Source organism: Acinetobacter beijerinckii CIP 110307, assembly GCF_000369005.1.
GTDB lineage: Bacteria > Pseudomonadota > Gammaproteobacteria > Pseudomonadales > Moraxellaceae > Acinetobacter > Acinetobacter beijerinckii.
Map to the genome: position 1 here is coordinate 83,300 of NZ_KB849766.1, position 23,746 is coordinate 107,045.

Consider the following 23,746-nt stretch of genomic DNA (forward strand, 5'->3'; position numbering starts at 1 on the left):
GCTGTTCTTCTATTTTTTATAAATTAGATACAATATCTACATCACATTTAACAAAGCAGAATAAAGTGGTTTGAATTACTTTATTCTGCTAATTTTATTTATGCAAAAGTATGCAACACTTTTCCAGTCAAGTTTTGTCCAAGTAATGGCGTATTTTTCCCTTGTGAAACAATTGTCTCCTTTGAAACATTCCACTCTAAATCTGGATCAACAAGTACCCATCCTGCTTCTTGTTGCCAACGCTCAGCCATATTTGCCACGACAGCAGGCGTCAATGTCACTTTTTCTACCCATTCTAAAGGTTCAAATACCCCCTCTTTAACAAGCTGCACACCTAAACCAACATAAGTATCAAAAGCAGTAATTCCTGATAGCGTCTCTGCAAATGGCGCCATTTTCGCTGAACTACTGAGTGGCTCATGGTGTGTACAAATAGCATCAATAACACCATCTTTTACCCCTTGTCTTAATAACTCTTTGTCTTGTTCAGAACGTAACGGCGGACGGACATGCGCAAGAGAGTTAAAACCATCAGTGAGTTGTTCAGTTAAATGCAACTGATGCATTGCAACGTCTGCTGTGATCGGTAAGCCTTTTGCTTTGGCTGCACGAATTAACTCAACTGACGCACCACATGACAATAAACCAAAGTGCGCTTTCACACCTGTTGCTTCAATCATCAGAATATATTTTGCAATTGCGACCGTTTCAGCAATCGCTGGAATCATGGGTAAGCCCTGACGAGAAGCAATGAATCCCTCATGTGCACAGCCATCTTTGGCAATTTGAGGTTCTTCCGCATAAAAAACCACTGTTAGACCTAAACCAGCAGCATATTCAAGCGTGCGAATAACCACATCGTCATTCTCAAATGCGGCATTGGCATTTGAAACAGCAGTACAACCACCTTTTTTTAAGCCAGCCATATTAGAGGGTTGTTTACCATTTAAGCCTTGTGTCTGTGCCCCAATGATTTGTAAATAAATACCACCATCAAGTTGCGCTTTTTCAATTAAACCATGAATTAAAGCACCATTATCTTGCACAATCGGCTTAGAGTCAGGTGGCGTCATCACATGCAAAATACCATTGGCGCGTGCAGCTTTACCTTCTGATTTTAAGGTACCATGTTGTTGTTGCCCTGGCTCGCGTAAACGCGCACACAAATCAACCATGGTCGGCATCAACCACTTACCTTGACCATCAATGATTTCGCTAACACTTTCAACAGTATCTATCAATTTACCATTTTCAATATAAACAGTTTTTATTTGATCTGTTTTTTGAATCGGATCAAGCACACGGACATTTTCAATTTTTACAATACTCATGTGATTTATCCTTTACAGTGAAATTGCTTCAATTAAACCTTGTTCTTGCAACTGTCCTTGCATTGCAAGTGCCAGTACAGCCATACGAACGGCAATACCATTGGTAACTTGTTTTAGAATCACAGACTGCACACCATCAGCCACACTTGAATCAATTTCAACGCCACGATTCATAGGGCCTGGATGCATAACGATACAATCAGGTTTCGCTAATGCTAAACGTTCTTTATTTAAGCCATACATTTTGTAAAATTCAGCTTGTGAAGATAGCGCTGGAGAATCAATACGTTCATTTTGAATACGCAATGCAATAATCACATCACAATCAGTCACACCTGCATCCATTTGATTAAATAAACGGACATGTTCGCCATATTCATTAAATCCAACGGGTAATAAAGTATTGGGTGCAATGACACGAATATCTTTACAACCTAATGTTTGTAGAGCTGCAACATTTGAACGTGCCACTCGTGAATGTTTAATATCACCAATAATCGCAACACTGAGTTGTTCAAATGGCTTTTTAGTCTCGCGACGGATGGTTAACATATCCAACATGGCTTGAGTTGGATGTGCATGACGCCCATCTCCAGCATTAATAATTGCCACGTTTGGACAGACATCTTTTGCAATAAAATGAGCTGCACCAGATGAAGAATGACGCACTACAAAAATATCCGCAGCCATCGCTTCTAAATTCCAAAGCGTGTCTCGTAAAGTTTCACCTTTGGATGTACTAGAACGTGCGATGTCTATATTCAACACATTGGCAGATAAACGTTTTGCTGCGGCTTCAAAGGTGGTGCGAGTACGAGTGGAATTTTCAAAAAACAGATTCATAACCGTTAACCCTTCTAACAAGGGACGATTAATCAAATTATTATTATCATCTAAAAAGCTTTGCGCGGTATCTAAAATCTTGGTTAAGCTTTCTTTAGACAGTCCCTCAATCGTTAAAAAATGTTTTAAGTTTCCTTGTTGATTGAGTTGAATCTGACTCAGAGTATGCATTGCTGCCAAGTGCATAAGAGATTCCCTATACGTTAAGTTAACGCATTATACAGATTTTAGATTTCATTCGTCGTTGAAGTTTTCAGCACTTAAGTAAAAATCTTTTAGATTGTTTTGAGTTAATTATTGTTCTTCAATACGACAAGCAAGTTTACTTAGATCTGTATCCATGGCTAAAACTGTAGGCTCTTGTTCTTGAAAATGTCCTAAATTTCCAAACTCATCAAATAAGAAAAATGTACGTTTTAAGCTTTGATCTTCACAGGACAACTCAGTTTTAGTGATTGAATGTCGAGGAAAACTGCCATAAGAAGCATTAATGGCTTTTTCGATAACAACTTTAACGCCCGTAGAATCCAACTCTTTAGCTCTAAAGAGAATAAATTGACTTTTATCCCCTGTTTCATACCCTTGCATAAAATTTGGATGCTTTTGTACTGTATAGACTTCATCTACAAACTGAGTAACATTGATCGTAATTGGTTCAGCAAAGACGTTTTGACTAGAAAGTAATATATTGAGGCGACTATTTTTTTCATTTTATGGTTTAAAAAAATGGGTGTGAAAATATAATACACACCCAATACATTTTTAATTATTATTTAATTTATGTATTTTTATTAATCATCGCAATGCACCAATATAGTGATGCGCGACTTGAGCTTTATAAATTTCTTCTTCTGTAACTTCCATGAAATAGGTTTCTTCTTCTTTTTCTTCTATCTTATTATTTTCAACTATGTCCAGTGTAGGCTCAGGATATAAGTCAATCAAAGGACGTAGACGGTCTACATAGTGAGCCAATTCCTGATCACTGGTAGCTAAAGCAATTTCTATAATGTGTTTTGCATATTCTTTATTGTGGACTAAGTACATCACATCAATTACACGACTAGATACACGTCTTAAACGAACATACATTTGAGTTGCTATTGCAAAAGCTTCAGCATTTACCTTAATTTCACTATTCATGCTTTCTTTCATAAAGTCCTCACGTCGTTGGGAGAAATGTTTATTCTTAACTCATTCCAAAGAAAGCAAAATATGTACCAACAATTAAAAAACACTTAAACTTGAAAATATTTTTATTATGAATGATTAAAAATTCTCAAAATAATAGTGAATAAAGCGGACGATCACACAAATTTGCACCGACAGTTTCATTAAAAATCAGTTAAAATAGCCGATTGCTAAAAATGTTTTGGAAAATTTGAATGAATGCTAAACAACGTCTAACAGACTATTGGGTTACCTGTGCGGACGGGCTTGAAACCTTATTACAAGAAGAGCTTGAAGATATTGGCATTCAAAACATCCAACGCTTTGCTGGACGTTTAATTTTCCAAGGTACGCTTGAACAAGCTTACCGAATTTGTATGTGGTCGCGTCTCGCGTCACGTGTACTCTTACCCATTCACACGCATGAACTTGAATATACTCATGATGCTCGTGATGTTGCAGAAGAACTCTATGAAGGTGCAATTAGCTTTGACTGGTCTCTCATTTTTGCACCACAAAGTACCTTTGCTATTCGTTTGCACATGGAAAGAGATATTAAGGTAAATACCCAATTTGCCACATTACGCGTGAAAGATGGTGTTGTTGATTCATTCATGGAAGCTGTTGGTAAACGTCCTAGTATTGATATCAAACAGCCAGAAATTACACTTTATGTTTTAGCAGGAAAAACGCAACATACTTATTGCTTAGATTTATCTGGTGACTCTTTACATAAGCGTGGTTATCGCCACTATATGACCGATGCGCCAATTAAAGAAAATCTAGCAGCCGCTATTCTTCAAAAAGCACAATTAAAGCAATTAAATCCAGACTTAATTGTCGATCCAATGTGTGGTTCGGGTACTTTTATCATCGAATCGCTCATGATTTTGACTGATCGTGCACCTGGATTAGTTCGTCGTTTTGGTTTCAATGGTTGGCATGGTCATGATCGTGATTTGTGGCTAAACATTAAAGCTGAAGCAGCCGAAAGACACGAGATTGCTTTAGAACAACCATTAGCTAAGTTTTATGCCTACGATGCTGACTGGGAAGCCGTAAAAGCTACACGTCAAAATATTATCGCTGCTGGTTTTGAAAAACTGCTTAATCATATTCAAATTGAAGAAAGAACATTAGCAGATTGGGAAGACTTCGAAGCAGAAGGTAAAAAAGCCTTTATTGTTACCAATCCCCCTTATGGCGAGCGTTTAGGTGATAAAGCTTCAAGCCGATCTTTTTACTTAGGTTTGTCAGGTTTATTACAAAAGAATTTTCCGAATCAACCTGTCGCTGTTATTGCAGCTCAAATTGAGCAGGCAGATGTTCTAGCAATCAATGAACCTCAAACATTACGTTTGATGAATGGTAAACTGCCAATTTATGTTCGATTTGGCACAATCAAACCTGCAACTGTTACACAACCATTTTTAGCAAACTGGCAACCTCAACAATTTGAAAAAATTGAAGGTGCTGAAGATTTTACCAATCGTTTGCAAAAAAATATGCAAAACCTAAAAAAATGGGCCGTTAAAGAAAATATCTATTGTTTACGTCTTTATGACGCAGACTTACCTGACTTCAATGTTGCGGTTGACCTATATGGTGATCGATTACATGTACAAGAATATGCACCACCAAAAACAATTGATCCTGAAAAAGCCAAAAAACGCTTTAATCTCGCTCTCGCGGCGATACGTGCAGTAACAGGATTGAATCGTGATGCGATTTTTATTAAAACACGTGCAAAGCAAGTGGGTGCTAATCAATATACCAAACAAAGCACTGCCTCTAAGCGATTTATTGTCCAAGAAGGTAATGCCAAAATTTTAGTGAATTTGACTGATTATTTAGACACTGGTTTATTCCTAGATCATCGTCAAATTCGTCTAAGAATTGCGAAAGAAGCAAAAGGAAAACATTTCCTTAACCTTTATAGCTATACCTCTACGGCAAGCCTACATGCTGCTTTAGGTGGAGCTGCTAGCACCACAAGCGTCGATCTATCAAATACTTACTTGAATTGGTCTAAAGAAAATTTCGTCTTAAATGGTTTAACTGTAGATCACGCAGATGAACAACATATGTTCTTTTCAAGTGACTGTTTTGAATGGCTCAAAGAAGGTCATGAGCAATATGATTTAATTTTTATTGACCCACCAACTTTCTCAAACTCTAAAAAGTTTTATGGAACTTTTGATGTGCAACGTGACCACGTTTCATTGATTAAACGTGCGATGAATCGACTAACAAGTGATGGTACGCTTTACTTTTCAAACAACTATCGTGGTTTTGAATTAGATGAAGAAATTGAAGCAATGTATCACATTGAAGAGATTACTTCTGAAACGATTGGGTTGGATTTTAAGCGTAATCATAAAATCCATCGTGCATGGAAAATTCAACACCCAAGTGTTTAAAGCTTGATTCTCGATTTCACCTATATGTTATTTTCGATCTTTTAATATTAGGTGAATCGAACTCATATATCATAAAGCGATCTGGAGACTCATCATGAGGCTTCATGGTCGCTTTCTTTTTCTCACGGCCATCCGATACAGCTGTTTTCTTTTGCTCTTCATAAGGTGATAAAGCACCTTCAGCCAACATATTTATACGAATTTCCCTTAAATTACGATCACTTAACACCTTTTGAGCAAGCCATCGCTCTTGCAAAGGTTTTTGAGCATCTTGCTCTGCTTTTTCAATAATCCTAGGTAAAGCGTTATTTAATACACCTGTTTGGAGTGCCAATGATCCTTCAGCTAGTGGTTGTACAGCCCAACCCGCTAAGGGTAAGACAGCAGTAAACAAAATCACACCCATGCTAGTGTAATGATGTTGCTTTTTCTCCATTGCAATTCATCCTGAATTTTTTTCTTATTTGGTTTTCAAACTAGCAAGTTTTTAATCAAGTAGCAATGTCATTGGTAATTTTCCCATATAAATCTGACAAGTTGCATCAATAAAAAAAGACGATGACTTTCGTCACCGCCTTTTATTGATTGTTAAAATTTAAGCTTAACTCAATTTCATTTTATCAAAGACTAAATGTCCATCTTCAGCTTTAATCAGGATATTATCACCTGCTTGAAATGCGCCAGAAAGAATTTTTTGAGCTAAACTATTTTCCACTTGCTGTTGAATAGCACGTTTTAAAGGACGCGCGCCATACACAGGATCAAAGCCAGCATCGATTAATAAATCAAACGCTGTATCATCAACAGTTAAACCCATATCTCGCTCACTTAAACGTGAACGTAAACGATCCAACTGAATATCTGCAATCCCACGAATCTGAGCTTTTTTGAGTGAATGGAACACCACTAACTCATCAATACGGTTAATAAATTCAGGTCGGAAATGCTGACTCACAGCAGCCATGACGACAGTTCGAACTTCATCATCACTAGCACCCTCACCTAATTCGCGAACGTCTTGCGAACCTAAGTTGGACGTCATGACGATTACCGTATTTTTAAAGTCAACCACACGACCTTGCGAATCAGTTAAACGACCATCATCCAACACCTGCAATAAAATATTGAATACATCTGGATGCGCTTTCTCAACCTCATCAAATAGAACAACGCTATATGGTTTACGGCGAACCGCTTCTGTCAACACACCACCTTCTTCATAACCGACATATCCAGGAGGTGCGCCTACAAGACGACTTACAGAATGCTTTTCCATAAACTCAGACATATCAATACGAATCATGGCATCGTCACTATCAAACAAAAAGTTTGCTAATGCTTTAGTCAACTCTGTTTTACCAACACCTGTTGGACCTAAGAATAAAAATGATCCGCTTGGTCGATTTGGATCAGACAAGCCAGCACGTGAGCGACGAACTGCATTCGATACAGCAACAACAGCTTCATCCTGCCCAACCACACGATTATGTAAAAACGCTTCCATATTTAAAAGTTTTTCACGCTCACCTTGCAGCATTTTCGACACAGGAATCCCCGTTGCAGCACTAACAACTTCTGCAATTTCATTCTCAGTCACTTTGGTACGAATAAGTTTTGGTTCTTCATTTTCTTCAGCGACTTCGGCTTGTTCCAAACGTTTTTGAAGTTCTGGAATTACACCGTACTGTAAACGTGCTGCTTCAGCCAAATCACCTTCACGCTTTGCTTTTTCCAAAGCTACACGGGCTTGATCGAGTTCAACTTGTGCCTTCTTATCACCTTCAACCAGTGTTTTTTCAGCTTTCCAAATTTCTTCAAGATCATTGTACTCTTTTTGCTTTTCAGCAATTTGCTGTTCAAGATGATTGACTTCGGCTTTACTACCAGCATCTTCATCTTTTTTGACTGCTTCTAACTGCATCTTTAACTGAATAAGACGGCGATCAAGTTTGTCCAAAGCTTCTGGCTTTGAGTCAATTTCCATCTTAATACGCGATGCAGCTTCATCAATTAAATCAATCGCTTTATCAGGTAATTGGCGATCTGTAATATAACGATGTGACATTTTTGCAGCAGCAATAATGGCTGAGTCTAAAATTTGTACGCCATGATGCGTTGCATATTTCTCTTTTAGACCACGCAAAATCGCGATGGTATCTTCAACACTTGGCTCATCAACCAACACTTTTTGGAAACGACGTTCCAGCGCAGCATCTTTTTCAATGTACTGACGATACTCATCTAAAGTCGTTGCACCTACACAACGTAACTCACCTCGTGCCAATGCAGGTTTCAACATATTACCCGCATCCATAGCACCATCACCTTTACCTGCACCAACAAGCGTATGTAACTCATCGATGAATAGAATGATTTCACCTTCATGTTTTGCAAGATCTTTAAGAACTGCTTTTAAGCGTTCCTCAAACTCACCACGATACTTTGCGCCAGCAAGTAATGAGCCTAAATCTAATGAAAGTACCCGTTTACTTTTAAGACTTTCTGGTACTTCACCATTAATAATACGCTGTGCTAAACCTTCAACAATCGCAGTCTTACCGACCCCTGGCTCACCAATGAGAACAGGATTATTCTTAGTACGACGTGATAAAACTTGAATGGTTCGACGGATTTCATCATCACGCCCAATCACTGGATCTAACTTACCAGCTAAGGCACGTTCAGTTAAATCAATCGTATATTTATTAAGAGAGTCACGTTGATCTTCGTGATTATTGCTCATGACTTTGTCATTTCCTCTAATATTTTCAATCACTTTTCGTAAACTATCTGATGTTACACCCACACTATTTAATATCGTTTTAGTTTCGCCTGTTTCGGCTAACCCCAACAAAACCCAATCTGTAGATAAAAACTCATCACCGACCTTTTGCGCATATCGATCAGCTAAATTCAGTGCTTTTACAGCTTCAGGATTGAGATTAATGTCTCCAGTAGGATTCGCTAATGTCGGTGCATTTTGCAAAGCTTGTTCTAACTTTTGCTTTAATTCAGGTAAACGAGCACCTGCTTGTTGTAGCAAGCTCAAGTTAGCGGGTTCTTCTAATAAAGTCATTAAAAGATGAATTCCTGCGATTGCAGTATGATCTTTACCCATAGCTAATGATTGTGCATCTGAAAGGGCTTGCTGTAGACGGTTTGTAAATTTTTCAAAACGCATTCTTGTTATTCCTCACAACAAATTTTTAACTTATCACTTAGATGGGAACGTTTTTTTAAATTTCAAATAAATTTTATATATTTTTCAAAATCTTATAAATAAACACATAGTTAAAACTCAGTAATAATATGGGTCTATAAACAATATATTTCAAGTATATTTTGTATAATTTTTCATTGAGTCAGAACATCAGAAAAGTATTATTGCTTATGTTCTCTATTTCACCTATTTTAAACTGAATAATTTCTTAGCATTGAAAACAATGTACTTTAATAAATTTTTTCTATGTTCTATTCTCCTTACAATTTCATATACCTCATCGGCAGAATTACCTCAAGATTCACGCCGAGCAGGTGGCATTGCTGTCATTCCTTTATCGGCTCATACAACTCAAGTTTTTTATGAGCGAAATCCTGTATTAATTACACAACAAAATGAACAGCGTTATGCTGTCCTAGGTATTCCTCTTTCTGCACCTACAGGTAAGTTAACTTTAACGACCAATACTAAGCCAATAGAAATTGAAATAATCCCTTATCCTTATGCCGAGCAGCGACTAACTGTAGCAAATCAAGACTATGTTAATCCCAACCAAGATCAGCTAGATCGTTATGCACGCGAAGCTAAAGAGCAAAATGATGTATATAGTTCATTTAGTAACAGTCATTTGACTTATTTTCCAAATTTTATTCGCCCAACGGCAGGAAAATTTAGCAATTCATTTGGACGAAAGCGTTTTTTTAATGGTGAAGAGCGCGCTCCTCACTCAGGTTTAGATATACCAACCCCAATTGGACAAAAAGTCATCGCACCAGCTGATGGTATTGTGGTGCAAACTGGTAATTATTTTTTTAATGGCAATACTGTACTGATTGATCATGGTCAAGGTTTAATCAGCATGTTCTGTCATTTAAGTAAAATTTACGTAGAAAAAGGACAATCTATACGTCAAGGGGAGCTACTAGGCTTAGTCGGTAAAACAGGACGTGTTACGGGTCCGCATCTACATTGGGGAATGAGCCTTAATAATGCACGTGTAGATCCAGCCTTATTTCTAAAATAAAAATTCAATAAAAAAGTGATCTACTCAAACACAGATCACTTTTTAGAAAAACTAAACAATATCGTGTTATTCTGCTTCTACAATCTCAAAATCGTGGGTGATTTCAACGCCACCCTCTGCAAGCATTTTACTTGCTGAACAATATTTTTCAGCAGAAAGCTCAACTGCTTTTTCAACTTGTTTGGCTTTTACGGATTTACCTGTCACAATGAAATGCAAATGGATTTTAGTAAACACTGCTGGGATTGAATCTGCTCTATCAGCTTTTAGCTGACATACTACACCTGTCACATCTTGGCGAGATTTCTTTAAAATGGTCACAATATCAAATGAAGCACAACCACCAAGTCCCATTAAAATCAACTCCATAGGACGTGGACCGCGGTTTTCACCTCCATATTCAGCCGAACCATCCATCACCACACTGTGGCCACTTTCTGATTTCGCTTCAAAAGCAACATTCTCTAACCAATGTACACTTGTTTGCATTGCAACTACCCACGAAACGTTATAAATTTACTCTGTTCTTGTACACTAACATAAAATGAGTTGATAAGGAATTTCAGCTCTTCTGTGTAGAAAAGGCTCAAACAGAGCCTGTGCGATCGGTTTTATCCAAATTCGGAAATTTTAAGCATGACTTCAAATTTTTCACAACTTAGCACTGACGCTTTATCACCAGGCCAACTACCTGAATCAGTTAAAGCCTTGCTAAAACGTGCTCATATTAACAGATACCCTAAACGCACCGCGATTGTTGACGCTGGAACGGAATCAAAATCACTGTATTTAATATTAAAAGGTTCAGTGTCAATTATATTACGTGAAGATGACGAGCGTGAGATTGTTGTTGCCTACTTAAACCCAGGCGATTTCTTTGGCGAAATGGGTCTTTTTGAAACTAATCCTCAACGAACTGCTGAAGTACGTACCCGCGATGTATGTGAAATAGCAGAAATTACCTATGATAACTTCCATGAGTTAAGCAAACAGTATCCTGATCTAAGCTATGCTGTATTCGCTCAACTTGTGCGTCGTTTGAAAAATACAACGCGTAAAGTGACAGATCTTGCTTTTATCGATGTTTCTGGTCGTATTGCACGCTGTTTAATTGATTTATCTGCTCAACCAGAGGCAATGATTTTACCTAATGGTCGTCAGATTCGTATTACACGTCAAGAAATTGGTCGTATCGTAGGCTGTTCTCGTGAAATGGTTGGTCGTGTTCTTAAAACACTAGAAGATCAAGGCATGATTCAAACTGATGGTAAAGCGATTTTAATCTTCGATACTTCTTTAGAAGAAAACACATTTACTGAAGAAGAGTTTGATGACGAGGAATAAACGTCCTTGTTGTTAACCTAGATATAAGCCAGTGTTTACACTGGCTTTAATTTTTTATGGATGTTTGTTTTAAAGTACAAAATAACATTGATTACATAATTACTATGATTATAGAGATATTCAGAATGTAATCCGATCTAAACATTTTCTATAATCCTTATTAATCATGAATATATTCAAAAATACTGATTTGGAGCGAGTAATATGAAGAAATTGGCTTTAAGCCTTTGCGCGATGACAATATTAGGGGTTTCTGGTTGCGCATCATTTGCAGAAATGGCAGGTGCTGACACTGCAACCTTGAATGCTCAATCGGCTCAAGGTTTTTCAAAAATGACTCAAGAAGCTCGTGCGAAAAATCAACTTGATACAAGCTCAAGCACTTATCAGCGTATTAATACCGTATTTTTACGCCTTAAACCGTACGCGGATCAAATGAATCAAACAGGCCAACGTTTTGATTGGCAATTGGCTGTACTAAAATCTGATACGGTCAATGCTTATGTTGCGCCAGGCGGGAAAGTTGTTTTCTACACGGGTATTGTAAATAAACTCAATCTTACCAATGATGAGATTGCAGCAATTATGGGGCATGAGATGACTCACGCCCTTGAAGAGCATGCTAAAAGTAAAATTGGTGCGCAAGCCCTGACTAACTTAGCCATCGGAATTGGTACTTCTTATGCGGGTGCTAACATTGGTGAGGCTGGGAATGCTGCAATTAACTTAGGCAGTCAAATTGGTATTGGTCTACCTTATTCACGTAATCTTGAAAGTCGCGCAGACTATGGTGGCTTAATGCTGATGGCTAGAGCGGGCTATAATCCAAATGCAGCGATTAGTCTGTGGGAAAAAATGAATCGTTTAGACGGTGCAGGTGGCGGTTCATTCTTATCAACCCACCCATCAAATACACAGCGTATTAGCGATATGCGTAAAAACTTGCCTGCTGCAATGGCATTGTACAATAAGCGTCGCTAATTCACATTTAAGCCATTAAATCATCAATTGATTTAATGGCTTTTAGTCGATTGACAGAGAAATAATTTTAATTAATCTCAGCTATTTTTGTATCAGCAACCACCGTCTGATTTAGATTGAACAGCTTTTGAATTTTTCCCGTTTCATGCGCAACAACTGGAACTTCCATTTTCATTGCTTCCATAATGGCAATGGTATTACCCTTTTCAACTTGATTATTTTCTTGCACCTTCCAAGTTGTAATCACACCACAAATCGGTGCTAGAACTGCATTATCATTTTGAACAGGATCTGAATCATATGATTTTTGATTGAGCTGTTGTGTTCCCATTAAACTAAAAAGCCCATTTGGTAAACCAATCTGATGCAACTTGCCATCTATTTCAAGTGGATAACGTTTTAGCTCAGTTTGATTACTCAGTTTACTGCGTGAAGAGTGAGGATAATCATGCTGACAATCTTGTTCAATCCAACGCGTATGCACTTTAAATTCATCAATGAAATCATTATCTGACAAGATCGCACGATGAAATGGTAATACTGAGGCAATCCCTTCTATTTTAAAATGAGCCAGTGCTCTTTTAGCGCGTTGAATTGCAATCTCACGTGTCGCACCACTCACAATTAATTTCGCAATTAAAGAATCAAAATGACTTGAAACCATACTTCCAGTTTGCACGCCAGTATCAAGGCGAATACCAATTCCTGAGGGTGGTTGAAACTGAGTGATCTGTCCAAATGCTGGAATAAAACCACGCACTGGATCTTCTGCATTAATCCGAAATTCGATTGCATGACCTACTGGTTTTGGCATTTCTTGAACAGAAAGTGGTTCACCTAATGCAATTCGAATTTGTTCAACCACTAAGTCTAGACCAGAAGTTTGTTCCGTCACAGGATGTTCAACCTGTAAGCGCGTATTGACCTCTAGAAATGACAGTTGACCATCTTGGCTAAGTAAGTATTCCACTGTACCCGCCCCGACATAATCAGCAGTTCGGCAAATTGCAATTGAAGATTGCACTAATTGCGATTGAATTTGCTCATTGATAAATGGCGCAGGTGCTTCTTCTACCAACTTCTGATTACGGCGTTGTAAAGAGCAATCACGGGTTCCAACCACTACAATATTACCATGCTGATCGGCAATTACTTGGGCTTCCAGATGTCTAGGTTTATCTAGATATTGCTCAACAAAACATTCCCCGCGACCAAATGCAGTTAATGCTTCCCGCACAGCAGATTCATATAGAGCGGTGACTTCGTTCAATTGCCTTGCAACTTTCAAACCACGCCCACCGCCGCCATAGGCAGCTTTAATCGCGATTGGCAGACCATACTGTTTCGCAAAATCAACTGCTTCTTGAGCCGATTGGAGTGGCTGTTCAGTTCCTTGTACCAGAGGCGCATTTACCGATTGTGCAATCTTACGTGCCTGTATTTTGTCACCAAGTTTATTTATGCTTTCAGGAGATGGACCAATCCAGATCAGACCAGCATCTATCACCGCATGGGCAAATTCAGCACGTTCTGATAAAAAACCATAACCCGGATGAATCATTGTGACTTGGGCTTTATTCGCAATATCCAAAATTTTATTGATATCTAAATAAGTTTGCTGTGCTGTTTGCCCTGATAATGCCCAAGCCTCATCGGCAAGTTGAACATGCAAACTAGCAATATCATCATCTGCATAAATAGCCACTGATGTGATGTCCATATCTTTACAGGCTTGAATAATACGGACAGCAATTTCCCCACGATTAGCAATCAATAGCTTATGTTTTTTATGCATTTTCTTTGATGTCCATGAATTCTGAGACTTTATTAAATTGGATAGAGCATCCAACTGGAATCTGTGCGATCAAGTCCAAATGATAGGATGCGACCGCCGCAATCACAGGATAACCACCTGTAATCGGATGATCATTCATAAATAATACAGGTTGACCATTGGGTGGGATTTGCAAAGCACCAGTACAACAGCCTTCACTGGCTAATTCTTGATTGAACTGGCGTTCTAAAGGCATATCACCCACTAATTTCAATCCAATTCGATTGCTCTCTGTGCTAACCAACCAAGTTTGTTTAAACAATAAATCAAGGCTTTCTTCAACAAACCAATCCGTACGAGGTCCTAAGACAAGATCAACGTTAATCGTCTCACCTTGTTTCGGTAATTTAATCGGGATTGCGTTTAAACTAACAGGTTGAGTTTTTAATTCAGCAGAATAAATTTTATCATCGATTTGAACTGGCCGTGGACCTAAGCCTGCTAAAGAGTCATAACTGGCACTATTTAAAACCTGTTCAACGGCAATACCTCCACGTACTGCAACATAATTACGAATGCCTGCTGTAGGCGCTGCAATATAAATTTCATCGCCAGAATCTAAAGCAGTTGGCTGGTACATCGACACTTTTACTTTATCGGTACCAATATACCTAATCCAAACTTCTGTCTCTGCACCTGTCACAGCAATAACCGTTGGCTCTAAAACCTCGAATCTTAATCCACCACTTAAAACTTCTAAAACTGCTGCATTGTTTGGATTACCAACAATTAAATTAGCCTGTTGAAATGCAGTTTGATCCATTGCACCTGCTCGCCCTACGCCTAATTCAGCCAAATGCTTACGCCCTTCATCTTGGAGTAATACTTGTAAACCAACATTCTTAACGTGAAGTACGGCTGATTTTTTAAAAGAATCATCTTGAGAAAATGACTGCGCAGGCACGCTAACTTGCGTTGGATTACGGCTTATATCCTTAAAAATGACACGATCACTTGGCAGTAATAGAGCAGGTTGTTTTCGTTGGACATCCCATAACATCTCATCAGTCTGTCCAATTAACTGCCATCCTCCGGGGCTGTCTTTGGGGTAAATACCGCTATATTCACCTGCTAGTCCTACAGCACCCGCACTGACTTTTTTTCGGGGGGATGCTAAGCGCGGAATACTACCAAATACTTGTTTTGGGTTGATGAGATAAGCAAAGCCAGGCGCAAATCCAATAAATGCAACTTGCCAATCGGAATTAGTGTGTTTCTGAATGACTTGGCCTGTACTGATTCCCAGATATTCAGCGACATTGTTTAAATCAATTCCGTTATAGCGTGTATTGATCACTATTTCCTTACCTTGACGCAAAACATCCTGACTGATTTTTTGGTTTGAAATCCATTGAATAAGTGATCGAATTTCTACTAGCAAAGGATCAAAGTCAATCAATATGCTACGTGCCGCAGGAATGAGTTCTTTTATATGCGGATGCTGTGCCTGTTTTAAGCAGTAATAAACTGCCATCGTTTCTTCTAAACTTTGAAACTCAATAAGAAAACAATCTAAATTAACGGATAAAAATCGCATAAATCACTCGTTGGAAACATTCAAAATTTACTTAACGACTAAAAGCACGAATTTCAATTTTATTTTCTAACAATACATCACGAATCTTTGCCGCCATTTTGACTGCTCCTAACGTATCCCCATGTAAACAAATTGTATCAGCCTGAATGACCGTAAAATCCCCTTCCATCGACTCAATACCGCCGTTCTGGATCATATTCAATACACGCTGAGCTATGATTTCAGCATCATGTAAAACTGCCCCCTCTAAGCGACGAGAAACTAGCGTTCCATCACGATGATAAGCACGATCAGCAAATGCTTCAGAAATAACACTAAGCCTCTGTTCACGAGCAAATTTGATTAATGGTGAACCCGCCAATGCGACTAAGACTAATGTTTTATCAAAATGTTGTATTGCATCAATTACCGCTTGAGCTTGGGTCAAATTGGTAGCAATGGTGTTATACAATGCGCCATGTGGTTTGACATAACTTATTTTGGTTCCTGCGACTTGAGCTAAGCCTTGCAAAGCTGAGATTTGATAAAGTACGTCTGCGTATAGTTCCTCATAGGATAAATCCATATTACGGCGACCAAAACCAACCAAATCTGGATACGAAACATGCGCACCAACACATACATCGTGCTTAGCTGCGTGTTTCAAAGTACTGAGAATATTTGATGGATCACCTGCATGAAAACCGCATGCGATATTGGCGCTACTAACAATTCCAAGAATTTGCTCATCATTGCCCATTTTCCAAGCGCCATAGCTTTCGCCTAAATCACTATTCAAATCAATATGCTTGCTGGTCATAGGCCCATAATTTTTAGATTTTAATACAAATAATATATATAGTTTTTAGCCAATTACCTATCTTTAGGGTATAAATATTGGTGTGAATTTGAGTCAAAATAGAGAATATTCATACCAGTAAACAAGTTAATTTACTCTTAATATCTCTTTCCAATTGGTTAAATAGCTTGGGGATTTAAAGTTCTGATTCATTGCCCATTTACGACCATTTGGTGTAATTAATCGTCCTAATAACATCGTATCTTTACCAAACTTTTCATTAATATCATCAAACGTAACTGATAGCTCTTGTCGTCTTAACATTGCTGTGGTGTCTTGAAATAAATCAATAGCATGGCTATGTCTTGGAATAATATCTAGTAAGATAATTTCAGCTTTTTTATAGCGATGACCCGCTTGATAAATTCGATCTAAACCATGCTGTACTGCTTTGATAATTTCCAAACGATCATCACTATAGTCAGCTAAATAAACCGTAGTAAACGGACGACTATAGTGTGCATGATTAAATCGATTGGTACGAATACTAACACCAATAGCCTTACATAAAAGTTTCTGACTGCGTAAGCGCTCTACCGCTCTTAAAGTAAATTCAGTAAGCGCCTCACTTAAACTATCCTTATCTAAAATAGGCTGCCCGAAAGAGCGGCTACTTAAAACTTGCCGACGATCTGGAACGATATGTTCTACTTCTAAACAGGCGATGCCCCGTAACTCTTTTACCGTATTTTCTAATACTACCGAAAATTGTTTTCCAATCATTTTAGGATCAGCTTCAACTAAATCTAAAACTGAGGTGATCTGCATTTTTTCTAAACGTTGTCGTATCTTCCTCCCAACTCCCCACACTTCTCCAACTGGAGTTTGAGATAATAAGTCCTCAATAACGCATGGATCTTCATCCACTATATTGCATATGCTATTAAAACATGGATGTTGCTTTGCTAAATTATTCGCCAATTTTGCTTGGGTTTTTGAATAACCAATACCAATACAGCAAGGAAGCCCCAACCAATTGTTAATTGTATTGAGTATATTGCGCGCATAGTCAGTTAACTGAAAATGTTGCTGATAGGCTGTTAACTCTAAAAAGCATTCATCTATAGAATAAATTTCTTGCTCACAAGAATCCACAAAACCACTTAATATATTCATGAAACGCCGAGACATTTCTGCATATAAAGCATAATTACTAGACAGAACTGCAACTTGATGTTGTTGAACAATGTCTTCAATTTGAAAAAATGGCACGGCCATTTTTATACCAAGTTTTTTTGCTTCGTAGGAGCGCGAAACTACACAGCCATCGTTATTGGATAATACCACCACTGGACGATTTTCCAGCTTTGGATTGAACACACGCTCACAACTCACATAAGCGTTATTCACATCAATCAAAGCAAAAATTCGGTGTGGCAAACCCATATCGATTACCTCATCGGCTTCAAGTTATAAGTTACCACACCCCAAATCTGCAATTCTTGCCCTTCGTCAATATAAATATTCTGATAGTCTGGATTCTCAGCTTTTAACCACACTTTGGGCGGACTAAAATGGTGGTCAATCATCAATCTTTTTACTGTGAAATCATTGTCAATTAATGCTATGACAATATCTCCCGACTTTGCAGGAATACTTCGATCAACCACGAGAGGGTCATCAATATCAATTCCAACATCTAACATCGACAGTGAATTTGCCTTTACAATAAAAGTTGAGTTTTCATTGCGAATTAAATATTGATTTAAATCTAAGGCTTGCTCTACATGATCTTGCGCTGGCGATGGAAAACCTGCCGCAACACGTTCCGTTGCCAAAGGAATGTGGTAAATTCGATCATTGTTGGCTTGTACGTTCTGGATTTTTAATGAAGTGCTTAGATCAGAATGCTGACCTGTTTTGACATTATTCAGTAGCCAATTTTTGATGAAATCAACTTGAGATTCTGGCACTCGAATAACTTTGGTCGGCTCACTAAACTGAGCTTTACGTCCAGCATTGTGTCTAGCACCGCCGTGTTCATATTCTGTTTTTTTGGACATAACTTCCCCCTCCCAACTCTGATTTGCATTAAATCAATTTAACTTGAAAAAGTTACAAATTCAAGTTGACGTAGAATATTTTTTGCATAACAATAAATTCCATAGATCAGATTTTAGCTTGTTCAACTTAGACAAGGATGTAAAACAAACTAAAATTAATATTTTAAATCAGTATCTTAGGTCTATTTAGCATATCATGCACGATATTAAGTTATTGATCTAATTGACTAATATATTTGATCTTTCAGCAGATAGTTTTTATTCAAATATTTTTGATGTGGAGACATGAAAAATGAACAATCAACGTGATGCTATTCTTGGCTATGCTGATGAACAACATGCCTATTTTATTCGCTTAATTGAGAATAACACGGTATTAGGTAACTGCTATGGACTGTTTTGTGAAAGTCCAGACAGTGAAGCAGCTGAAAGTATTATGACCACTTTGTTTTTAAAGAAATCATTTTGGTTAAATGGCAGTGAATTCCAACATATCGTACAAGGTTTACAACCCTTATAAATCGTAGATGAAAAAAGAATTTATAAGCTGCTTTAGCACTAGATAAACCGAAGCAGCTTTTAGATCTATTTAATTAATCTTAAATGAAGCATGTGTGTTGCGATCGTATGTCGAATATGGTCAGCTCGAGTATTAAAATAGCGATGACTTAAACCATCACCTGATAAATCTTCAGCAACTTCAAAACCCATATGATTTACAGAGTCATGGAATAACTTAGGTCGAAACTGCCCTTTTAACGGTTCTTTCAAAAATCGAGTAAATTGGGAAACAAAAAGGCTGCCAAATCGCTCTACACCTGATAATTCTCGATGATCAATCGAGTAGTCTAGAACTACTTCACTTTTTGGAGCAGCAATTTTTGCAATGCTTTTTAAAGTGTTCAATGTTGTTTGTGGTTCAAGATAATGTGTTGTTCCTAACCATGAAAAAAATGCAGGTTTATCTTGTTTGAAACTACTTCTCGATAATGCATCTGCAATCGATTCTTTCTCAAAATCAATTGCCACGAATTCAACATTTTTAGGAATTTCACCAAATCGTTGTAATTTTCTTTGTTTCGTTGCTTGTGTATCAGGATGATCCACTTCAAAAATTTTCAGATTCGGATATTGTTGTGCTTGTCGTAATATAAATGAATCTAATCCCGCACCAACCAATACATATTGCGTTATTTTCTTCTCAATCGCCTGTTGAAGTAAATCCTCTGCATAGCGTGAGCGACCAACAACTTGTCCTGTGAGCAATCCCAAGGTTCGATTAAGCACAGGAGAATTGATTAATTTAACGGTTAACGGTGTTGTAAGTAATTTTTGCCACCCTTTACTGGTCAAATCAAATGCAAATGGATCAGAAAAAACGGGATTTTCAGCATTTTTGAAATGATTAGCACGTAATGCTGCCGCTGCTTCAGCAGTTCGGCTCGATTGTCCTTCTTTCATATCTCTATCCCAAGTTCTTTATATCTGGCAAAAAATAAGCAGTAAATTCCATCCTAAGATAAAATTTACTGCTCATACACTATTTATCTGAGATTATTTAGTTTTTTCAGTTTGATACGTGACTTGATAATCATTCAAATCCATATGCTTTAAACGTTGCTTTAATTTCTTCAACGACCAAGGCCAAGCCGCAAAGTTACGACCATTCGCATCTAAATAATAACTCTTACATCCACCCGCGTTGAATACCGTGGTTTTAAGATGCTTTTGTACCAACTCATTATGCTTCTTGATCACATCAGGCTTGATATTTAATTTAGCAATCCCTTGATCGCGGATTTTTAATAGACCATCGACAATATAATCCAATTGCGCTTCAGCCAAACCAATGAAAGAATCATATACCAACACGTTTGGACCTAACACCAAGAATGCATTTGGTACATTTTCAATACTGGTTCCTAAGTATGCTTCTGGTGAACTGCTTTTCCATAGATCATTTAAAATCTCGCCTTTTTCATTGGTAACACGCTTACCAATTGGCGGGTGAGAAACTTCAAATCCTGTACCCCAAATGATCACGTCTACTTCATGACGTTCACCATTCGCTGATACAACGGTATTGCCTTCTACTTTGACTAAACCATGCGGAATGAGCTTAGTATTTGGTTGTTGTAACGCTGGATAATAGTTGTTAGCGAACAATAGACGTTTACAACCAATAGTGAAGTTTGGCGTAACATTTTTACGCAGTTCTGGATCTTCAATTTGGAAACGTAATATGAATTTAGCCAACTCACCTACAGGCTTTAACATAGCTGGATTACGTAAACCAAAGTTAATCGCATTCAATGATTGAGCAACGGCTTGACGCCATGTTTTTTGAATGAGCGGGAACTGTTCGATAAGTTTTTTGCTGACATCACCCAAATCTGTATCAGGCTTTGGAACAACCCACGGCGCTGTACGTTGGTAAACATATAACTCTTTTGCCAAAGGTTGAATTTGTGGCACAAACTGAATTGCTGATGCACCAGTTCCAATCACGGCGATACGCTTACCAGTCAAGTCATAATCATGATTCCATTTTGCTGAATGGAACATTTCACCTTTGAATGTTTCCAAACCTTCAAGTTTTGGAATCTGTGCTTCAGTAATTGGACCTGTTGCGAAAATCGTAGTACGAGCCAAGAACTGACCTTTATTGGTGTCCATTACCCATAAATTACGTTCATTATCCCACTTGGCATTGATAAGTTCTGTACCAAATTCTATTTTTGAACTTACACCAAAATTTTCACTGACTTCTTCTAAATAGTTCAGAATTTCAGGTTGACGCGCAAATAAGTGACTCCATTTTGCGCTCGGTGCAAATGAGTATGAATATAATGCTGATGGCACGTCACATCCGCAACCAGGATAAGTGTTTTCACGCCATGTACCACCAACACGTGTTGCCTTTTCAATGATCTTGTAGTTGCTATAACCGACTTGATCAAGACGGATCGCAGTCGCTATACCTGAAATACCTGCACCCACGATAAAGGTATCGTAGATATGTTGCGGTAATGCTTTTTTGTCAGCAGAATTTAATTTTTTTGCTTGAGCTGTCATTTAAACTATCCTTTCATCTATTGAAATGAAATAAGCCTGCCATGATTAGATTTTGGCTTAATCCATCGATCAAAATCTTTTCTCCCATCCAAGGGATTACTTCATAAATCTGTAAGAGTTGCCTAAAAATTTTGCATATAAATTAGGTGCAGTACGCTTCATTAACCAGAACAACTTGGCATCGATTTGAGGAATGGTATAAAGCTCGCCTTTATCCAAACGATCTAATGTTAGCTTTGCGACCTTATCACTGGTTGTAAATGCCAAATTGGTCAAGGCATAATCTAAAAGACCTTTGTGCGGTACTTTGCCATTTTTAATAATATTGGTCGGTACTAAGGTCGGGCACAGTACATTCACTTTGATGTTTGACTTTCTAAGTTCAGCGGACAAGGTCTCTGATAAAGCACGTACCCCTGCTTTAGAAACGTTATAAACCGTCATCTCTGGTGCAGCAGTAAAAGAGGCTGCTGAAGCAACATTGATAATTGCACCATGACCCAGCTTTTTAAACTTTGGTACAAAGGCACGACAACCATAGATAACGCCCCATAGGTTGATATCCATGCACCATTTCCAGTCTTCTGATGACATTTCATCAAACTTACCACCTAGACCAATACCTGCATTATTAATCACTAAGGTGGCAGGATTTTGCATCAATTGCTCAGCTTGTTCAGCCAATTGATTCACCTGCTCCTCTTTAGCAACATCACATTGCACTGCAAAGGCTTTTGCACCAAGTGCTTCGACCATAGCAACAGTTTCATTCGCTGCATCAAGATTAATGTCTGAACACACAACTGTGCCACCACGTTTTGCTAATTCAAGTGCAAAACTACGACCTATCCCACTTCCCGCACCAGTCACAACAGCAAACGCTTTTTGACTTGGCTTTGTTCTTTTTCCAAATAATTTCATATTTGTTTTCCAGCAATCTCGTGTTTAAACAGACCAAGTTATGCAGAAGCTGCACGTACAGGTGGGGTAAATTCTTTGAGAAAATAGGGTGTCAATAAACCTGTTTCTGGGTTTAATAAACGATCCTTGTAATATTCCATGTAGGCTGAGGTGTCATGATCGTTTGGATGAAAACTTGGGCGTAAATATTCCAAGATATGCATAAAGCTACTACCAAATACGCCTCGTTTACTGCCGAACAATAATGCAGTACTTTCGACAACATCTTTCATATAACGCGGATTAATGAGATTACTTGGCTTTCTAAAAAATGGCATGAGATAACCACCTAAAGACACGCCACCCAAAATAGTTAAGCTTGCAAGCAAGAAACCAGTAATCCGAACCCAGTAATCACCCGATAGCTCTAAAAAAACATCATAAGCAATATCTTTATGCTCTGATTCTTCTAGCATGTGCCACATCCACATCGCACGCTGTCTTTCATCTTGTGAGCCGAGCAAATAGTCTTCATGCTGCATCATAAATTCAGCAAGGACAGCCGTGTAATGCTCAATCCCAGCCATCAATGACAATTGCATTGAGTTAGGTAACTTATAAATGCCGTACTCAAATACTTTATCTGCAATTGCACGTAGCAACTCCACGGGATAACCATTCTCTTTCAGAACTTCATCATTGAATTGATTATGAATTTTAGAGTGAATTGCTTCTTGTCCAATCAAAGAGGTTAGTCTTTGTTTTAAAATAGGATCATGAATAAAATCACGATGATGACGAGCGGTATCGATAACAACATCTTCACCAAAGGTTAAGAAAATAGATAGCGCATGAAAGTATGATGTCGCTAATTCTTTATTTAGAAAAAACCTCTCATCCAATTCATTTGGGTTGAATTTAAAATCAAAATGACGAATTGGAATGGGTGGTTTATTCACAAAATTTTGAATAATGCCTTGATACTTAGTGCTTAATTTTTCTGAAAAAGCATTTCGAATAATTTGAGCGACCATAACTTGATCCCCATAGAGAGAGTTAAATAAAGCTAAAGAGCTAAAAATCAACTGGAACGATAAAATTGTCTATTAAGATTATTTCTGCAATTTTATTGATTCCAATTCCTACAAAATCTAAGTTTGATGACTTAGCTCATTTCGTCTTAGAAAATCCTTCAATGGATAAACTTTGAAGAATAATGATTGCAT

At 38.0% G+C, this 23,746-nt stretch carries 21 protein-coding genes; 5 read left to right on the top strand and 16 right to left on the bottom strand.

Annotated features, from left to right (window positions below):
* Positions 1–98: 98 nt before the first annotated feature.
* From F933_RS13555 to F933_RS13570, 4 genes are all read right to left on the bottom strand, one after another.
* Positions 99–1,331 carry a dihydroorotase gene (locus tag F933_RS13555; RefSeq protein ID WP_005062095.1) on the bottom strand — a complete coding sequence of 411 codons (1,233 nt, stop codon included), beginning with the start codon at positions 1,329–1,331 and terminating at the stop codon, positions 99–101.
* 12 nt (positions 1,332–1,343) lie between these two features.
* Positions 1,344–2,360 carry an aspartate carbamoyltransferase catalytic subunit gene (locus F933_RS13560; RefSeq protein WP_005062097.1) on the bottom strand — a complete coding sequence of 339 codons (1,017 nt, stop codon included), beginning with the start codon at positions 2,358–2,360 and terminating at the stop codon, positions 1,344–1,346.
* A gap of 108 nt (positions 2,361–2,468) precedes the next feature.
* Entirely contained in the window at positions 2,469–2,762 is a 294-nt protein-coding gene (locus tag F933_RS13565) for a hypothetical protein (protein ID WP_005062100.1), read from the bottom strand.
* Positions 2,763–2,969: 207 nt separating this feature from the next.
* Positions 2,970–3,329 carry a hypothetical protein gene (locus tag F933_RS13570; protein WP_005054377.1) on the bottom strand — a complete coding sequence of 120 codons (360 nt, stop codon included), beginning with the start codon at positions 3,327–3,329 and terminating at the stop codon, positions 2,970–2,972.
* 230 nt (positions 3,330–3,559) lie between these two features.
* On the opposite strand from F933_RS13570, the gene rlmKL reads away from it, so the two are divergent.
* Positions 3,560–5,764 (top strand): bifunctional 23S rRNA (guanine(2069)-N(7))-methyltransferase RlmK/23S rRNA (guanine(2445)-N(2))-methyltransferase RlmL, encoded by a 2,205-nt coding sequence (gene rlmKL, locus F933_RS13575; protein WP_005062102.1) that lies wholly within the window; start codon positions 3,560–3,562, stop codon positions 5,762–5,764.
* 16 nt (positions 5,765–5,780) lie between these two features.
* On the opposite strand, the gene F933_RS13580 is transcribed toward rlmKL, so the two are convergent.
* Positions 5,781–6,200 carry a hypothetical protein gene (locus F933_RS13580; RefSeq protein ID WP_005054381.1) on the bottom strand — a complete coding sequence of 140 codons (420 nt, stop codon included), beginning with the start codon at positions 6,198–6,200 and terminating at the stop codon, positions 5,781–5,783.
* A gap of 165 nt (positions 6,201–6,365) precedes the next feature.
* Positions 6,366–8,945 (bottom strand): ATP-dependent chaperone ClpB, encoded by a 2,580-nt coding sequence (clpB, locus tag F933_RS13585; RefSeq protein WP_005062104.1) that lies wholly within the window; start codon positions 8,943–8,945, stop codon positions 6,366–6,368.
* A 262-nt stretch (positions 8,946–9,207) separates the two neighbouring features.
* On the opposite strand from clpB, the gene F933_RS13590 reads away from it, so the two are divergent.
* Positions 9,208–10,008 (top strand): peptidoglycan DD-metalloendopeptidase family protein, encoded by an 801-nt coding sequence (locus F933_RS13590; protein ID WP_005062107.1) that lies wholly within the window; start codon positions 9,208–9,210, stop codon positions 10,006–10,008.
* 66 nt (positions 10,009–10,074) lie between these two features.
* On the opposite strand, the gene F933_RS13595 is transcribed toward F933_RS13590, so the two are convergent.
* Entirely contained in the window at positions 10,075–10,497 is a 423-nt protein-coding gene (locus tag F933_RS13595; RefSeq protein WP_005062109.1) for an OsmC family protein, read from the bottom strand.
* Between the two features lie 147 nt (positions 10,498–10,644).
* Between F933_RS13595 and crp the strand changes: the two genes are divergently transcribed.
* Together crp and F933_RS13605 are read left to right on the top strand one after the other, a co-directional pair.
* Entirely contained in the window at positions 10,645–11,352 is a 708-nt protein-coding gene (gene crp / locus F933_RS13600) for a cAMP-activated global transcriptional regulator CRP (RefSeq protein ID WP_005054388.1), read from the top strand.
* 204 nt (positions 11,353–11,556) lie between these two features.
* Positions 11,557–12,333 carry a M48 family metallopeptidase gene (locus tag F933_RS13605; protein WP_005062113.1) on the top strand — a complete coding sequence of 259 codons (777 nt, stop codon included), beginning with the start codon at positions 11,557–11,559 and terminating at the stop codon, positions 12,331–12,333.
* 67 nt (positions 12,334–12,400) lie between these two features.
* Here the strand turns inward: F933_RS13605 and F933_RS13610 are convergent, their stop codons facing one another.
* The 5 genes from F933_RS13610 to F933_RS13630 all read right to left on the bottom strand — a co-directional run bounded on the left by F933_RS13610 (position 12,401) and on the right by F933_RS13630 (position 18,545).
* Entirely contained in the window at positions 12,401–14,128 is a 1,728-nt protein-coding gene (locus F933_RS13610) for an acetyl/propionyl/methylcrotonyl-CoA carboxylase subunit alpha (RefSeq protein WP_005062116.1), read from the bottom strand.
* Complete coding sequence (locus F933_RS13615) at positions 14,121–15,704, bottom strand: 5-oxoprolinase subunit B/C family protein (RefSeq protein WP_005062119.1); 1,584 nt, start codon at positions 15,702–15,704, stop codon at positions 14,121–14,123. The genes F933_RS13610 and F933_RS13615 overlap by 8 nt, the downstream gene beginning before the upstream one ends.
* Before the next feature lie 31 nt (positions 15,705–15,735).
* Positions 15,736–16,503 carry a LamB/YcsF family protein gene (locus tag F933_RS13620; RefSeq protein ID WP_005062121.1) on the bottom strand — a complete coding sequence of 256 codons (768 nt, stop codon included), beginning with the start codon at positions 16,501–16,503 and terminating at the stop codon, positions 15,736–15,738.
* Positions 16,504–16,629: 126 nt separating this feature from the next.
* On the bottom strand, positions 16,630–17,928 hold the full coding sequence (locus F933_RS13625) for a Y-family DNA polymerase (protein ID WP_005062122.1): 1,299 nt from the start codon (positions 17,926–17,928) through the stop codon (positions 16,630–16,632).
* Between the two features lie 5 nt (positions 17,929–17,933).
* Positions 17,934–18,545 (bottom strand): LexA family protein, encoded by a 612-nt coding sequence (locus F933_RS13630; RefSeq protein WP_005062124.1) that lies wholly within the window; start codon positions 18,543–18,545, stop codon positions 17,934–17,936.
* A 292-nt stretch (positions 18,546–18,837) separates the two neighbouring features.
* Here F933_RS13630 and F933_RS13635 point away from each other — a divergent pair, with 292 nt between their 5' ends.
* Positions 18,838–19,065, top strand: coding sequence for a hypothetical protein (locus F933_RS13635; protein WP_005054400.1), 228 nt, complete (start codon positions 18,838–18,840; stop codon positions 19,063–19,065).
* Positions 19,066–19,130: 65 nt separating this feature from the next.
* Here F933_RS13635 and F933_RS13640 read toward each other — a convergent pair whose 3' ends face one another.
* From F933_RS13640 to F933_RS13655, 4 genes are all read right to left on the bottom strand, one after another.
* A complete protein-coding gene (locus F933_RS13640) occupies positions 19,131–20,006 on the bottom strand; it encodes a class I SAM-dependent methyltransferase (protein WP_005062126.1) in 876 nt (291 codons plus the stop codon).
* A 93-nt stretch (positions 20,007–20,099) separates the two neighbouring features.
* Positions 20,100–21,620, bottom strand: a complete 1,521-nt coding sequence (locus F933_RS13645; RefSeq protein WP_005062128.1) for a flavin-containing monooxygenase — start codon at positions 21,618–21,620, stop codon at positions 20,100–20,102.
* A gap of 96 nt (positions 21,621–21,716) precedes the next feature.
* Positions 21,717–22,541, bottom strand: coding sequence for an SDR family NAD(P)-dependent oxidoreductase (locus F933_RS13650; protein WP_005054404.1), 825 nt, complete (start codon positions 22,539–22,541; stop codon positions 21,717–21,719).
* Positions 22,542–22,579: 38 nt separating this feature from the next.
* On the bottom strand, positions 22,580–23,554 hold the full coding sequence (locus F933_RS13655; protein ID WP_005062129.1) for a metal-dependent hydrolase: 975 nt from the start codon (positions 23,552–23,554) through the stop codon (positions 22,580–22,582).
* Between the last annotated feature and the right edge of the window lie 192 nt (positions 23,555–23,746).

What these genes read in the sequence shown, in the direction of transcription:
- F933_RS13645 (WP_005062128.1), bottom strand. Translation starts at nt 21,620, where the DNA reads ATGACAGCTCAAGCAAAAAAATTAAATTCTGCTGACAAAAAAGCATTA.
- F933_RS13580 (WP_005054381.1), bottom strand. Translation starts at nt 6,200, where the DNA reads ATGGAGAAAAAGCAACATCATTACACTAGCATGGGTGTGATTTTGTTT.
- crp (WP_005054388.1), top strand. Translation starts at nt 10,645, where the DNA reads ATGACTTCAAATTTTTCACAACTTAGCACTGACGCTTTATCACCAGGC.
- F933_RS13565 (WP_005062100.1), bottom strand. Translation starts at nt 2,762, where the DNA reads ATGCAAGGGTATGAAACAGGGGATAAAAGTCAATTTATTCTCTTTAGA.
- F933_RS13555 (WP_005062095.1), bottom strand. Translation starts at nt 1,331, where the DNA reads ATGAGTATTGTAAAAATTGAAAATGTCCGTGTGCTTGATCCGATTCAA.
- F933_RS13620 (WP_005062121.1), bottom strand. Translation starts at nt 16,503, where the DNA reads ATGACCAGCAAGCATATTGATTTGAATAGTGATTTAGGCGAAAGCTAT.
- F933_RS13605 (WP_005062113.1), top strand. Translation starts at nt 11,557, where the DNA reads ATGAAGAAATTGGCTTTAAGCCTTTGCGCGATGACAATATTAGGGGTT.
- F933_RS13560 (WP_005062097.1), bottom strand. Translation starts at nt 2,360, where the DNA reads ATGCACTTGGCAGCAATGCATACTCTGAGTCAGATTCAACTCAATCAA.
- F933_RS13650 (WP_005054404.1), bottom strand. Translation starts at nt 22,541, where the DNA reads ATGAAATTATTTGGAAAAAGAACAAAGCCAAGTCAAAAAGCGTTTGCT.
- F933_RS13625 (WP_005062122.1), bottom strand. Translation starts at nt 17,928, where the DNA reads ATGGGTTTGCCACACCGAATTTTTGCTTTGATTGATGTGAATAACGCT.
- F933_RS13615 (WP_005062119.1), bottom strand. Translation starts at nt 15,704, where the DNA reads ATGCGATTTTTATCCGTTAATTTAGATTGTTTTCTTATTGAGTTTCAA.
- F933_RS13655 (WP_005062129.1), bottom strand. Translation starts at nt 23,554, where the DNA reads ATGGTCGCTCAAATTATTCGAAATGCTTTTTCAGAAAAATTAAGCACT.
- F933_RS13640 (WP_005062126.1), bottom strand. Translation starts at nt 20,006, where the DNA reads ATGAAAGAAGGACAATCGAGCCGAACTGCTGAAGCAGCGGCAGCATTA.
- F933_RS13610 (WP_005062116.1), bottom strand. Translation starts at nt 14,128, where the DNA reads ATGCATAAAAAACATAAGCTATTGATTGCTAATCGTGGGGAAATTGCT.
- F933_RS13630 (WP_005062124.1), bottom strand. Translation starts at nt 18,545, where the DNA reads ATGTCCAAAAAAACAGAATATGAACACGGCGGTGCTAGACACAATGCT.
- rlmKL (WP_005062102.1), top strand. Translation starts at nt 3,560, where the DNA reads ATGAATGCTAAACAACGTCTAACAGACTATTGGGTTACCTGTGCGGAC.
- F933_RS13570 (WP_005054377.1), bottom strand. Translation starts at nt 3,329, where the DNA reads ATGAAAGAAAGCATGAATAGTGAAATTAAGGTAAATGCTGAAGCTTTT.
- F933_RS13635 (WP_005054400.1), top strand. Translation starts at nt 18,838, where the DNA reads ATGAACAATCAACGTGATGCTATTCTTGGCTATGCTGATGAACAACAT.
- clpB (WP_005062104.1), bottom strand. Translation starts at nt 8,945, where the DNA reads ATGCGTTTTGAAAAATTTACAAACCGTCTACAGCAAGCCCTTTCAGAT.
- F933_RS13595 (WP_005062109.1), bottom strand. Translation starts at nt 10,497, where the DNA reads ATGCAAACAAGTGTACATTGGTTAGAGAATGTTGCTTTTGAAGCGAAA.
- F933_RS13590 (WP_005062107.1), top strand. Translation starts at nt 9,208, where the DNA reads ATGTACTTTAATAAATTTTTTCTATGTTCTATTCTCCTTACAATTTCA.